Source organism: Erwinia sp. PsM31 (assembly GCF_030433775.1).
GTDB lineage: Bacteria > Pseudomonadota > Gammaproteobacteria > Enterobacterales > Enterobacteriaceae > Erwinia > Erwinia aeris.
The window spans coordinates 119,241-132,830 of sequence record NZ_JARUWZ010000009.1 but is presented as its reverse complement, the minus strand read 5'-3'; the positions used below and the strand labels follow the sequence as shown (position 1 = coordinate 132,830).

Genomic DNA, 13,590 nt, shown 5'->3' with positions numbered 1-13,590 from the left:
TCAGTCCTTGACGTTGTGCAGCGCCAGAGAAACGGCCAGCGTCTGCGCAAGGCACAGCGAAGCAACCTGTGAACGGAAGCCGTCAACCTGGGCTTCACGCACCACAAAGCAGACGTCGCTGAAGGCGGCCAGCGGGCTGACCTGGCTGTCGGTAATGGCAATCTGCTGCGCGCCGCGTTTAGCACCCAGCTCAACCAGCTCGACGGCTTCACGCGCATAGGGCGAATAGCTGATAGCGATCACCACGTCTTTAGGGTTCACCATGCTGAGCTGCTCGGTAAACATCCCGCCCAGGCCGTCGATTAAAAAAGCGCGACGTTCCAGATGGCGCAGCGCATAGGTCAGATAGGAAGCGACGCTGAACGAACGACGCAGGCCAATCACATAGATATTTTCCGCCTGCGCCAGCAGCTCTACGGCTTTATTCAGCTGTTCCGGGTTGGTCTGCATCGCCAGCTGCTGCAAAGCCTGGGAATTGACCATGGTAAAGACGTTGAGAATTTCAGCCGGGTTTTCCGGCGGCGTGGCCGTTTCATCCGTCGAGGTCTGGCGGAACAAACGCGCGCGCTCGGTATAGTTAACGGTTTCTTCCATCAGATGCTGACGAAACACCTGCTTCATTTCGTTAAAGCCGCTGAAGCCAAATGCGTTGGAGAAGCGAATTAGCGTAGAAGGCGGCACGTCGGCCTGCTGGGCGATCGAGGCTACGGTGTCAAAAGCGATACTGTTGCTGTTGTCGAGGATATAGCGAGCCACCTGTTTAAGGCGCTTACTCAGGGTATCGTAGCGACGACGAATATCGTCCTGTAACAGGGAAAGCTGTGTTGGGGTAATAGTCATTGACTCAGGCTCGCTAAATTTTAGTCATATTCTTCTGGCGGTTATTCTATCAGATGAACAAAAAATTTCACTTGCTAACGAAATTCAGCGGTTCTATTTCATCGCTATATGAATTCCATCACAGAAAAAAACACGATCGCTGCGGCTTTGCCGACGTTCGCCTTTTTTAAAAACGTAAACCGGGAGGAAGTTACAAAACAGGTGAAATTAACCGCACCGCCAGCGGACGGAAAATGAAGCTGGCGGGCGGCACAGGCACGGAAGGTCAGGTTGCAGGACGGACTTCCCGCCAGTAGTCGATCAGACGCAGATAATTCCCTTTTACCTCAGCGATCAGGGCTTCGTCATTAAGTTCACCTTGCAGCCACTGGCGTGAAGGCTGGCCAAAAATAGTGCGGCCTACCGCAAAACCTTTTACCCAGGGAGCCTGCGCCGCCGCGGCGAATCCCGCCTTCAGCTTCTCTTCCGGCGCATCCAGTCCCAGGATCAAAATGCCGCGACACCAGGGATCCTGCTGCTCAATCAGCCCGCTGATGGCCTGCCAGCTTTCCAGGCTCAGCGGCGGCAGTTTCCACCAGTCCGGCTGGATGCCCAGCGAATAGAAGTGGCTCAGCATCTCCAGATAGTAAGACTCTTGTTTATCCGGATTATTTTCCGGCAGGATCACTTCCAGCAGCAGTTCATGGCCGGTCTTATTACAGCCTTGCCAGACGTCAAGGATGAGCTCGTCCTGCTCTTTACGCAGCTCGGCGCTGTCGTGCGGATGATAGAAAACCAGGCACTTCACCACATGCTCCTGCGGCCAGTCCACCAGCTGCGAACCGATATTGCCATGCTCCAGACGCAGCGGCCTTGAGCCTGGCATCTCAATCGGACGACCGATCCACCAGCCTTTGCCGGTAATCGCATTCAGCGTGGATTGCCCGAAGGTGGTATCGGCCAGAATGCCGCTACGGCGATCCAGCCCGGCTTCCGTGGCGGCTTCCTGCGCCGCGCGCAGCAATAGCGTTTTCAGCTCCGGCAGGCGGGTCGTGTCCACGCCCGCCTCGTTCGCCATATCTACCAGCTGTTTACGATGGTCAAAAGCGAACACGCACAGCTCCGGCCACTGCTGTTTACGCGTGGTAACGCGATGCAGGTGATTCAGGCGGCTGTCCAGGTCGGGCCGCTTAACTTCTTTATCGCGGCTCAGGAAGTCATCCAGCTCGGCTTTGGTCGGCATCGCCGGCGCGCAGCCGTGACGCGAAACCACCAGCGCGCCGCAGGCGTTGGCGTAGCGGCACGCCTGTTCCCAGCTCTCATCGTTCAGCCAGCCGCGCAGCAGGCCGGACATAAAAGCATCGCCCGCGCCCAGCACGTTCAACACTTCCACGCGCACGCCGCTTTGCAGTTTCGTCTGCTCCCAGCTTGTCGGGATTTCGCCCTCCAGCACCACGCAGCCCAGCGCTCCTCGTTTGCAAACCAGCGTCGCTTTAGTTGCCTGACGGACGTTTTTCAACGCGGTCAGCGTATCGGTACTGCCGCCGGCGATATGAAACTCCTCTTCGGTGCCGACCACCAGATCGAAATAATGCAGCACTTCCTGCAGCTGCTGCGTCACGTGGCTGGATTCGATAAAGCGGGTTTCACCGTCACCGAGCGAGGTCAGCCCCCACAGAACCGGACGATAATCAATGTCCAGCGCGGTGCGCAGACCGTGGCGACGAGCGATGTCCAACGCCTTCAGCACGGCAGCGCGGGTATCAGGATGAGACAGATGCGTGCCGGTCACCGCCACGGCGCGGGAAGAGGCGATGTAATCTTCCTGAATATCTTCAGGCGTCAGGCCCATATCAGCGCAGTTATCCCGATAGAACACCAGCGGGAAAGTATCCTGATCTTTGATCCCGAGGATCACCAGGCCTGTCAGGCGGGTTTTATCCGTGATCAGGCATTCGGTATCCGCACCTACGCGCTGCAGCTCTTCCCGCAGAAAGCGGCCCATATGCTCATCGCCCACGCGGGCCAACATACCGGATTTCAGCCCCTGAATGGCCGTACCGTAAGCGACATTGCCGGACGACCCGCCCAGATATTTGGAAAATGTGCTCATATCTTCCAGCCGGGCACCAATCTGCTGACCATAGAGGTCAACGGCAATGCGCCCGATACAGATCACATCAAGCCGCTTCTGTTGTGTACTCATTCTGTTTCCTTCTGTGATAGGCCAGCCGCGCTGTGTCAGCGCATCCTCCTGAACGCATAGCGGCGTCCGGATATGAAGTGAAAATCAGTATGGGGAATAAATATTTCAACTTCAACCAAGAATGAAATTTATACCCCAAAAATGTGAAGTGGCTAAAACTCTCGCATTTTGCGGCGATATGGCGCTGTCACGGCACTCTTTTCATGGTTTCAGCCAGGCAACAGACAGGTTAAAAAATGTGTATTTATATTAATTATTTATTTGATATATAAAGAAATAATCCGCATTTTTGTTGCTGGCATCAGGCCATGCTGCTGCTGCCGGGCCAGGCATTCCGGCGATGTGCGTTGCAGGGCATAATTTGATCTCACTCGCAAAATGAAATGTTTCTTCTGTAATGTGGTTTAGTGAAAAAAATATTTGTTTATAATCGCCTCACGTTTCATTTTCGGCCATTACCGCAGTGGCGATTACTCGGGCGAAACGCGGCAGACCGACGGTCTGTCGCCGTACCGTAAGGAAGAGCAAATGGGCAAGATCAGATTAACCACGGCACAGGCTTTAGTCAGATTTCTCGACAATCAGTATCTGTCGGTAGATGGCGTCGAAACCAAGTTTGTGAAGGGCATTTTTGCTATTTTCGGCCACGGCAACGTGCTGGGGCTGGGGCAGGCGCTGGAGCAGGACAGCGGCGATCTGATCGTGCGTCAGGGGCGTAACGAACAGGGCATGGCGCACGCTGCTATCGGCTACGCCAAGCAGAAGCTGCGGCGGGAGATCATCGCCTGCACCTCTTCCGTGGGGCCTGGCGCGGCCAATATGATCACCGCTGCGGGCACCGCTTCCGCTAACCGTATTCCTTTACTGCTGCTGCCTGGCGATGTGTTTGCTACCCGCCAGCCCGATCCGGTGCTGCAACAGATTGAACAGAGTCACGATCTTAGCATCAGCACCAACGATGCGTTTCGCGCGGTCAGCAAATACTGGGATCGGATAAACCGCCCGGAACAGCTGATGACCGCCTGCATCAACGCCATGCGCGTGCTGACCGATCCGGCAGAAACCGGCGCCGTTACCCTTTCGCTGCCGCAGGACGTGCAGGGCGAAGCCTGGGATTATCCCGACTATTTCTTCCAGAAGCGCGTGCACCTGCTCGATCGCCGTCTGCCGACCGAAGCCCAGCTGGCGGCCGCGCTGAAGCTGATCGCCGGCAAACGCAAGCCGCTGATTGTCTGCGGCGGCGGCGTGAAATATTCCGAAGCGGGCGAGGCGCTCCGCCAGTTTGCCGAGCGTCATCAAATCCCGTTTGCGGAAACGCAGGCCGGTAAGGGCACGATCCTTTCCGATCATCCGCTGAACGTCGGCGGCGTGGGTGAAACCGGCTGCCTGGCGGCCAACCTGCTGGCGAAGGAGGCCGATCTGGTGATTGGCGTCGGCACGCGTTACACCGATTTCACCACCGCTTCAAAATGGATCTTCCAGAACCCGGACGTCAGCTATCTCAACGTTAACGTCAGCAGCTTTGATGCCTGGAAGCTGGACGGCGTACAGGTGGTGGCCGATGCGCGCGAGGCGCTTACCGCACTGGATAACCGGCTGGCCGCTCAGGGCTTCACCAGCGGCTGGGGAGAGAAAATTGCTCAGGCACAGAGCAAATTATTGAAGGAAACGCAGCGCGTTTATCAGGCGGTTTACAGCAACGAGGGTTTTGTGCCGGAGATTGACGATCGTCTGGATCGCGAGGCCGTTTTTGCCGAATTCAACCGGCTGACCGATTCGTTCCTGACGCAAAGCAGCGTGCTGGGTACGCTAAATGAAAATCTCCCAAAGGATGCGGTGATCGTCGCCGCGGCCGGTAGCCTGCCGGGCGATCTGCAACGCGTGTGGCGCAATAAGGATTACAACGGCTATCACGTTGAGTACGGCTATTCCTGTATGGGCTACGAGGTCAACGCTTCGCTCGGGGTCAAGCTGGCCGAGCCGCACCGCGAGGTCTACACGCTGGTCGGCGACGGCTCCTTTATGATGCTGCACTCCGAGCTGGTGACCTCTCTCCAGGAGAACGCCAAAATCAACGTGGTGCTGTTCGACAACATGACTAACGGCTGCATCAACAACCTGCAAATGGAACACGGCATGGACAGCTTTACCACCGAGTTCCGCTTCCGCAATGCCGAAGGCGGCAAGCTGGATGGCGGCCTGATCCCGGTAGATTTCGCCGCCATCGCCGCTGGCTACGGCTGTAAAACATGGCGCGTCACCACGCTGGCGCAGCTGAAGCAGGCGTTGGAAGAAGCGCGTCAGTCGCCGGTATCCACGCTGATTGACATTAAAGTGCTGCCAAAAACCATGGTGCACAAATATTTCAGCTGGTGGCACGTGGGCGGCGCGCAGGTATCGCAGTCCGAACGCATTAACGCCGTGGCCCACATGCTGAACGAGCATCTCGACCAGGCACGTAAATACTAATTCATTCTCTGTGGCCTGAACCGGACGGGTTTTCCCGTCCGGAAGACTCCCCTATACCCTACATTCGAACGGAGTAGTTATGACACTGAAACTTGGCGTAATCGGCACCGGCGCAATCGGTCAGGAACATATTCGTCGCTGCAGCAAAGTGTTGCAGGGCGCGAAAGTGGTGGCCGTCTCCGATATTAATATCGAAGGCGCTAAAGGCGTGGTTAGCCGTCTGGGTCTGGAGGCGGAAGTCTATGCCAACGGCCACGATGTTATTCGCTCCTCTGACGTTGACGCGCTAATCGTCACCTCCTGGGATCCCACGCATGAAGAATTTACGCTCGCGGCCATCGCGGCGGGCAAACCGGTATTTTGCGAAAAGCCGCTGGCGCTGACGGCTGAAGGCTGCCGCCGCGTGGTGGAGGCTGAAATTGCCCACGGCAAGCGTCTGGTGCAGGTGGGCTTTATGCGTCCTTACGATACCGGCTATCGCGCGTTAAAGCAGGTTATCACCAACGGCGATATCGGCGAGCCGCTGATGCTGCACTGCGCCCATCGCAACCCAAGCGTACCAGAAAGCTATACCACCGATATGGCGATCACCAGCACGCTGATCCACGAGCTGGACGTGCTGCGCTGGCTGACCGAGGACGACTATAAAACGGTTCAGGTGGTTTTCCCGCGTGATACCAAAAATACGCATGCGAAGCTGCGCGATCCGCAAATCGTGCTGTTTGAAACGCAAAAAGGCGTGCGCATCGACGTCGAAATCTTCGTTAACTGCGCCTATGGCTACGACATTCAGTGTGAGGTCGTGGGCGAAACCGGGATCGCCAGACTGCCGGAGCCAGCCTCTGTCCAGCTGCGTAAAGAGGCGAAGCTCTCCACTTCCATTCTGACCGACTGGAAGGATCGCTTTATCGATGCCTATGACGTTGAGCTACAGGCGTTTATCAATGACGTCACGGCTGGCCAACTGCACGGCCCTTCCGCATGGGATGGCTATGCGGCTTCCGTAGCGGCAGATGCCTGCCTGAAGGCGCAGGAAAGCGGGGCGATTGAAAGCGTTGAGCTGCCGCCGCGTCCGGCGTTTTACAACAAATAATGCCGACCGACTCCTCTGCGCAGGCAGAGGGGTTGTCAAATGATTAGCAGGGAGAAACCGATGAAAATCGCCTTTGATGTAGACGTCATTAAAGATTTGGGCATCACCAAAATGGTTCACCAGGTGGCGGAGTGGGGCTACAAATATATTGAGCAGTCGCCGCATCCGCAGATTAATCCGTTCTACAAACATCCCAGGGCCAGCCGGGAAATCATCACCGAATACAAAAACGCGCTGCGTGAAACCGGGCTGGAAATCTCTTCCTATATCGTGGTCTACCGTTGGTCAGGCCCGGATGAGGCACGTCGCCAGGCGGCCGTGCGCAACTGGAAGCGTATGATTGAAATCGCGGTGGAAACTGGCGTGCAGGTTATCAATACCGAGCTTTCCGGCACGCCGAACGAACCGGAGATCTGCGAAGAGATGTTTTACCGCTCCATGGAGGAGCTGCTGCCCATCGTCGAGCGGGAAGGTATTCGTATTGAAATTCAGTCACACCCGTGGGATTTCTGCGAAGAAAACAACGAAACTGCCGATCTGGTGAAGTCGTTCCGCAGCGAAAACGTCAAATATCTTTATAGCGTGCCGCATACCTTCTTCTACGACAAAGGCAAAGGCGACGTAAAAAGCATGCTGGAATATGCGGGCGGCGACCTTTCACACGTGCTCATCGCCGATACCATGAACCACACCAAACACTGCCGCTATATCGTCAATCCGCCAGGCGTGGATGCCACCATCCATCAGCACGTGGGCGTGGGCGAAGGCGAAGTGGATTTCGATACGCTGTTTAAAACCCTGCGCGAGATGGATTTTGCCAACCGCACTTATAAAGTCGGCGGCGAGTCGATAGTTGCCGCCTCGCTGTTTGGCTATCCGGAAAAAATGAAATATCAGGCCGTGGAAACCCGTGAGCTGATCGAGCGCGAACTGCTTCGCTAACCTTCAGGCGCAACAGGCCGATCCTACGCGCGGAAAGCCCAGGCAGGCGCGCCGCGCCATCTTAATGACAGACCGCTGAGGCACCACCATGAACAAAGAGAACGTAAAGCTGGCGATAGCCCCGATTGGCTGGACCAATGACGATATGCCTGAGCTGGGTGCAGAAAACACTTTCCAGCAAATCGTCAGCGAAATGGCGCTGGCTGGCTTCACCGGCAGTGAGGTCGGCAGTAAATATCCGCGCGATCCGGCGGTGCTGAAACCGATGCTGAACATTCGCGGTATTCAAATCTGCAACGCCTGGTTCAGCACCTTTTTCGCCAATGGCGACAGGGCAAAAACCATTGATGAATTTATCAACCATCGCGACTTTCTTCACGCGATGGGCGCTAAAGTGATCGGCTGCTCCGAGCAGAGCAAAAGCATTCAGGGCACCACGCTGGCGGTGCTGGAAGAGAAGCCGCATTTTACCGAGGAGGAGTGGCGGCTGACGGCGAAGGGCTATAACGAGCTGGCCGCGCTGGCGGCGGAAAAAGGCATGCAGGTTTGTTTGCACCATCATATGGGGACGGCCATTCAGACCGCGGCAGAGATCGACAAATTTATGTCGTTGACTCAGGACAACGTTTATCTGCTGTTCGATACCGGCCATGCCTACTACTCGGAAGGCAGCCAGGCGCAAATGCTGGCCATTCTGGAAAAATATCTGCCGCGAATCAATCACGTACATCTGAAGGACGTGCGTGATGAGGTGGTGGCACAGGTCAGAAGCCAGCGGCTCTCTTTCCTGGACGGCGTAAAAAAAGGTACCTTTACCGTTCCCGGCGATGGCGTGATTGATTTTGATCCGGTGTTTAAAATCCTGGACGAGTCGGGTTACAAAGGCTGGATGGTGGTGGAGGCGGAGCAGGATCCGGCGCTGGCGAATCCGTTCGAATATGCCGTTAAGGCCCGAAAATATATTCGCGAACACGCAGGTCTGTAAGCCGATCTGTCAGGCATTGCCCACAGGGAAATGTTAGCCAGTAAGGAGTAAGCCGGGAAAGTGATGGTCAGGCATGCGTTTCCCATCACAACGGCAACAGGACTTAGTAAACGGCGCGGTCGGGAAAAGGCTGTTGCAAAACCGCCGCGTAAATAAAAATAGCGCCCGATATTTCCGCCGGGCGCTATTTTTTTAAAGGGAAATTATTTCAGCACTACCGTGTTGATAATATTCTCTGCTTCGGTCTGCGACTGCTGCTGATTGTCCGCAGGCAGCGTAATCTGCAGGGTCAGCAGTTTGCCGTCAACTTTCGCCAGCAGCACTGACGACCAGGAAGACTGGCCCTTGGCCGAAATCACCGAATCCAGCTGCTGTGCTGGCTGGCCTTTCAGCTCGACAGATTTATTGGTCACTACCTGCAGCTGCGCATCGCGGTTACGCTGCTGATCTTCCAGGCGCTTCGCCAGCACGTCCAGGCTTTCATTCGTGGCGTCGCCCGCAATCACGATAATCGCTTTCTGGCCGCTGGCATCGGCGTACACGTGCATATTATTGGCCTGCGTGCCCATTTTTCCACTTTGATCGGACATGCCTGCCGGCAGCGAGAAGCTGAGCTTGCCGTCCATCAGGGTAACGGTCTGGCTGCTTTGGCTGCTGCTGACGCCGTTATCATCGGCGGCGGCTTTATCATCTTTGCCGTCGCAGGCGGCCAGTCCGACCACCAGTAAACCGATACCGGCATATTTCAGTAAGTTACGCATCGTGATCCCTTTTACGTTAGTCGTTCGCGCTGTTCAGCAACTTATACAATAGTAATCAGCGGCTAAAAGCAACCTGCCGTGGCGCGCTGCCCGCCAAAATGCATGGCCGGGCGCGACGCCACAGAGTGACAGACTAGCCGAAGTTGACCTGAGCGCCAGAGGATTTTTCCGTTATCCGCTTCAGCGTGGCGTTTAACAGCACGCCATAGGCCGGCAGGAAGAAAATCATGCAGATAAGCACCTTAAAGCTGTAGTCCACCAGCGCAATTTCCACCCAGTTCTGTGCCATAAACGGATCGGGGCTTTTGTAGAAAGCGATAAAAAAGAACGCCAGCGTGTCGCTGATATTGCCCAGGAACATAGCGGAGGCGGGGGCTACCCACCATTGCGGCAGCTTGCGCAAGCGGTTAAAAACGTGCACGTCGAGGATTTGTCCCAGCGCATAGGCCATAAAGCTGGCGCAGGCGATACGAGCGACAAACAGGTTAACGCTTGCCAACGCGCCCAGTCCCTGCCATTCGCCCTGATAGAACAGCGCAGAAATGCTATAGGAGATAAACAGCGCCGGGATCATCACCGCAAGAATAATTCGTCGGGCCAGCGGCGCGCCGAAAATTCGTACCGTTAAATCGGTAGCCAGAAAGATAAAGGGAAAGCTGAACGCGCCCCAGGTGGTATGGAAACCAAAAATCGAAATGGGCAGCTGCACCAGATAATTACTGGAGGTAATAACCAGCAGATGGAACAGCGATAGCCAGATCAGCGCATGTGTACGCTGACGAGAAGAGAAAGAGATCATCGATGTAGCCTTTTTTAACTATGGGGTGAGGGAACCCAAAAAATTGTCTCGCCTGAGCGATTGCGCGGCATCTTACCGAATCAGCCTGCTAATGCAATGGTTAATTTTAGCGCAAACGTTGTCGTTCAGAGCCTGGCTTGCACATACCGACGTCGGGGGTAAAATAGGGGCATTTCCTGTCTGATTGAGAATGTTATGAGCGAACCGTTCGCAAATCCCGACCAAACCCTGGATGCTTTGGGCCTGCGCTGTCCTGAGCCGGTGATGATGGTGCGTAAAGCCGTACGCCATATGCAGGAGGGCGAAACGCTGCTGGTTATCGCCGACGATCCGGCCACCACGCGCGATATCCCCGGTTTCTGCCGCTTTATGGAACATACGCTGCTGGCACAGGCAACCGAGAAATTACCCTATCGCTATCTGTTAAAAAAGGGGTTGTAGCGCCGCGTCCTGCCCGTATCACCACGGGCAGGTTGTAAAGTTAGCGCTTACTCAGCAATCGTAGCGCGTTCGCCGTGACCAACGCGGTGGCGCCGGAGTCCGCCAGCACGGCCAGCCACAGCCCGGTAATGCCCAGCAGCGTGGTGACCAGAAATACCCCCTTCAGCCCGAGCGCCAGCGCAATATTCTGCCGGATATTGGCATGGGTGGCGCGTGCCAGGCGGATCATCGTCGCCAGGCCCGCCAGCCGGTTATGCGTCAGCGCCGCGTCGGCGGTTTCCAGCGCGACGTCGCTGCCGCCGCCCATCGCAATGCCCACCGTTGCCGCTTTCATCGCAGGCGCATCGTTGATGCCGTCGCCGACCATCGCTACGGCGCGCCGTTGGTTTAGCTCATGAATGGCCGCTACTTTGTCCGCAGGCAGCAGGCCCGCGCGATAGCTGATGGCAAGCTCGTTGGCGATAGCGGCCGCCGCGCGCGGGTTGTCGCCGGTCAGCATGACCGTTTCTATGTTTAAAGCATGAAGTTCGCTCAGCGCGGCAACAGCGTCCGCACGTAGCGTATCGCGCAGTGCGATAAGTCCGATCGGCATAGCATCCTGTACGATAATGACCACCGTATTTCCCGCCGACTCCAGCTCCGCCACAATCTTCAGCTGTTCTGCTGTCAGCCTTAGTCCAGCGGGCGCGCAGATTAAAAGTTTGTGACCGCTCACTGTTGCTTCTATACCGCTTCCTGCCACCGCCCGCTGCGCCGTAGCGGCAGGTATAACAAGCTGGCGCTGCTCTGCCAGCCGCACAATCGCCCTGGCCAGCGGATGAGAAGAACCCTGCTCAACGGCAGCGGCTTTAGTCAGCAGTTCCGCTTCGCTGAGGGCAGCAAAGGCCTGAATGCTCTCAATACGGGGTTTGCCTTCGGTCAGCGTGCCGGTTTTGTCGAACGCCAGCGTGCGCACGCCGTTGAAGCTTTCCAGCGCCGCGCCGCCCTTAATCAGTACGCCATGGCGGGCCGCAGCGGCCAGGCCGGAGGTGATCGCCGCTGGCGTAGAGATCACCAGCGCGCAGGGGCAGCCGATCAGCAGCAAAGTCAGCCCTTTATAAATCCATGACGGCCAGTCGCCGGCAAAGAACAGCGGCGGCACGGTTGCCACCAGCAGCGCGACAGCCATCACCAGCGGCGTGTAAATGCGGCTGAACCGATCGAGAAAACGTTCGACCGGCGCGCGGTTAGCGTCTGCTTCTTCAATTAAATGCAGGATACGGTCGATAGCGCTCTGGCCAGGTTTTGACGTGACTTTCAGCCTCACCAGGCTATCGACGCTCAGGCTGCCTGCCGCCACGGCTTCGCCTGCCTGCCGCTCTACCGGCATGGATTCGCCAGTCAGCGCGCTTTCATCAAAGCTGGCGAAGGATGTGACCAGGCTGGCGTCGGCAGGCAGGCGCCCGCCTGCGGCAACCTCAATAAGATCGCCAGGCCGTAGCGCGCTCACGGCCACGGTTTCACGCACCTCGTTCCGGATGCGCAACGCCTGCTCGGGTTTTAACGCCATCAGCGCCGTTACGCCACGGCGCGCGCGCCCTGCTGCAAAAGCCTCCAGACGTTCCCCAAGCATAAACAGCAGCAGCACCATGGCCGCCTCTGCGGTCGCACCGATAAAAAGCGCGCCAAGCGTGGCTACGGTCATTAACGTTTCAATGGCAAAAGGCGTCCCGCTGCGCATCAGGCGCAGGGCGGTACGGGCAACGGGCCAGCAGCCCGCCAGCGTGGTGACGATAAACGCGACTTTCCCGGCCTGCGGATCGATCGTCTGTAGCAGCCAGCTGGCGAGCAGAAGCCCGCCGAGCAGCAGCATGCCGTTTTCCCGCCAGAACCCGGCTGACTTTGCCGCTGGCTGCGTGGCAGAGCGCAGGGTAAACCCGGCTCTGGCAACCGCCTGCTCAACCTGCTGCTGCACATCTTTATCGGCGCTTACCACCAGCTTTTCTGTAGCGAACAGGACGCGAGCCTGAGTGACGCCTTGCAGCTGGCCTACGGCGTTTTCGATTTTCCTGGCGCAGCCCGGACAGTCCATGCCGCCGATTTGCCAGCTGTAGTCCGCGCCGATGCTTTCTTCTTTCTCAGGCAGCGGATCGCTGGCGGTGGCGCGCTGGACGTGAAAAGAGGTGATTTTCCCCAGTTCGGGACGCGGCCTGCTGCAACCTTGCTGTCCGGCCGCGTGTCGCTGCCCGCAAGGGCAGGGAAAAGATGGGTGTTGTTGCATGACGCCTCCTGATAAGCCTGACGGGCTGCTTCCCCGCCAGGCTTATCTTACACTCTGGAGCTGACTCCAGAGTCAAGGCATAAATCAGAGATAGAGCGAGCGGACGATCATAAAGTGACCCGCGAAATAACAGGCGGCCGTGATGGCACTGTCGGCGGCAAAGCGGCGACGATAGTGGCTAACCAGCCAAACGATATTGGCGAGCAGCAGCAGCGACGTTCCGACCATTAATGAGAAACCGTAGTCCGTCGGCCGGAAAACGTATTGCTCGGTAGTCAGCCAGACCATCAGCAGCGTCATGCCGATAAAGGTGCAAACCGGCCAGCGCAGATCCTCCAGCTTTGTCCAGATAGCCGCAATCAGCAGCGCGCCGATAACCAATACGGTCAATGGGATCGGCCAGAAGAATGTCAGCGTCATATGGCTGGCGAAGCAGATGGTATAAAGCAGATGCGAGAGGAAAAATGCGCCGATAGCGTAGAGCATCCGCCGTTCGGGCAGCAGCATCAGCGCATCGCCGACCAGCGTCGCCAGCAGACCAAACAGAATGAGATAATCCGTGGCGCTTAACGCTGGCGCTTGCCAGGCCCAGGCGAGCAGCAGTAAAAGCGTGACCGGTTTAAAGACCCAGCGCTGCCATTGCGGGCCACGGTAAGTAGCGTCAACGTACAGCCAGCCGGAAAAAAGCACTGCCAGAAACGACCAGATCATAATGTGTCCCTTTGTTTTTAGATGCTAAATTCCACAGTTCTGGTTTTAGTTTAGGACAGGGGCCAACGATGTGACAATGAGAGGTCTCTGGTTGTATTCTTTCT

At 56.8% G+C, this 13,590-nt stretch carries 11 protein-coding genes; 5 read left to right on the top strand and 6 right to left on the bottom strand.

Going from position 1 to position 13,590, the window contains the following annotated elements:
* Nucleotides 1–840 (bottom strand): MurR/RpiR family transcriptional regulator, encoded by an 840-nt coding sequence (locus tag QCD69_RS09990; protein ID WP_253457446.1) that lies wholly within the window; start codon nt 838–840, stop codon nt 1–3.
* Between the two features lie 265 nt (nt 841–1,105).
* Nucleotides 1,106–3,025: a bifunctional 5-dehydro-2-deoxygluconokinase/5-dehydro-2-deoxyphosphogluconate aldolase gene (locus QCD69_RS09985; protein WP_253457449.1), complete on the bottom strand. Its 1,920-nt coding sequence runs from the start codon at nt 3,023–3,025 to the stop codon at nt 1,106–1,108.
* A gap of 528 nt (nt 3,026–3,553) precedes the next feature.
* Here QCD69_RS09985 and iolD point away from each other — a divergent pair.
* From iolD to iolE, 4 genes are all read left to right on the top strand, one after another.
* Nucleotides 3,554–5,494, top strand: coding sequence for a 3D-(3,5/4)-trihydroxycyclohexane-1,2-dione acylhydrolase (decyclizing) (gene iolD, locus QCD69_RS09980; RefSeq protein ID WP_253457452.1), 1,941 nt, complete (start codon nt 3,554–3,556; stop codon nt 5,492–5,494).
* A 79-nt stretch (nt 5,495–5,573) separates the two neighbouring features.
* Nucleotides 5,574–6,587: a Gfo/Idh/MocA family protein gene (locus QCD69_RS09975; protein WP_253457454.1), complete on the top strand. Its 1,014-nt coding sequence runs from the start codon at nt 5,574–5,576 to the stop codon at nt 6,585–6,587.
* Nucleotides 6,588–6,647: 60 nt separating this feature from the next.
* On the top strand, nt 6,648–7,529 hold the full coding sequence (locus QCD69_RS09970; protein ID WP_301251882.1) for a sugar phosphate isomerase/epimerase family protein: 882 nt from the start codon (nt 6,648–6,650) through the stop codon (nt 7,527–7,529).
* An 88-nt stretch (nt 7,530–7,617) separates the two neighbouring features.
* Nucleotides 7,618–8,514 carry a myo-inosose-2 dehydratase gene (gene iolE / locus QCD69_RS09965; protein WP_301251880.1) on the top strand — a complete coding sequence of 299 codons (897 nt, stop codon included), beginning with the start codon at nt 7,618–7,620 and terminating at the stop codon, nt 8,512–8,514.
* Nucleotides 8,515–8,717: 203 nt separating this feature from the next.
* Here iolE and QCD69_RS09960 read toward each other — a convergent pair whose 3' ends face one another.
* Together QCD69_RS09960 and QCD69_RS09955 are read right to left on the bottom strand one after the other, a co-directional pair.
* Entirely contained in the window at nt 8,718–9,275 is a 558-nt protein-coding gene (locus QCD69_RS09960) for a DcrB family lipoprotein (protein WP_125289947.1), read from the bottom strand.
* 133 nt (nt 9,276–9,408) lie between these two features.
* Complete coding sequence (locus QCD69_RS09955; RefSeq protein ID WP_253457463.1) at nt 9,409–10,074, bottom strand: 7-cyano-7-deazaguanine/7-aminomethyl-7-deazaguanine transporter; 666 nt, start codon at nt 10,072–10,074, stop codon at nt 9,409–9,411.
* A 195-nt stretch (nt 10,075–10,269) separates the two neighbouring features.
* Between QCD69_RS09955 and tusA the strand changes: the two genes are divergently transcribed.
* Nucleotides 10,270–10,515, top strand: coding sequence for a sulfurtransferase TusA (gene tusA / locus QCD69_RS09950; RefSeq protein ID WP_301251879.1), 246 nt, complete (start codon nt 10,270–10,272; stop codon nt 10,513–10,515).
* Nucleotides 10,516–10,555: 40 nt separating this feature from the next.
* Here tusA and QCD69_RS09945 read toward each other — a convergent pair whose 3' ends face one another.
* Nucleotides 10,556–12,775: a zinc/cadmium/mercury/lead-transporting ATPase gene (locus QCD69_RS09945; RefSeq protein WP_301251878.1), complete on the bottom strand. Its 2,220-nt coding sequence runs from the start codon at nt 12,773–12,775 to the stop codon at nt 10,556–10,558.
* Between the two features lie 84 nt (nt 12,776–12,859).
* Nucleotides 12,860–13,486, bottom strand: coding sequence for a lysoplasmalogenase (locus QCD69_RS09940; protein WP_253457472.1), 627 nt, complete (start codon nt 13,484–13,486; stop codon nt 12,860–12,862).
* Nucleotides 13,487–13,590: the final 104 nt, after the last annotated feature.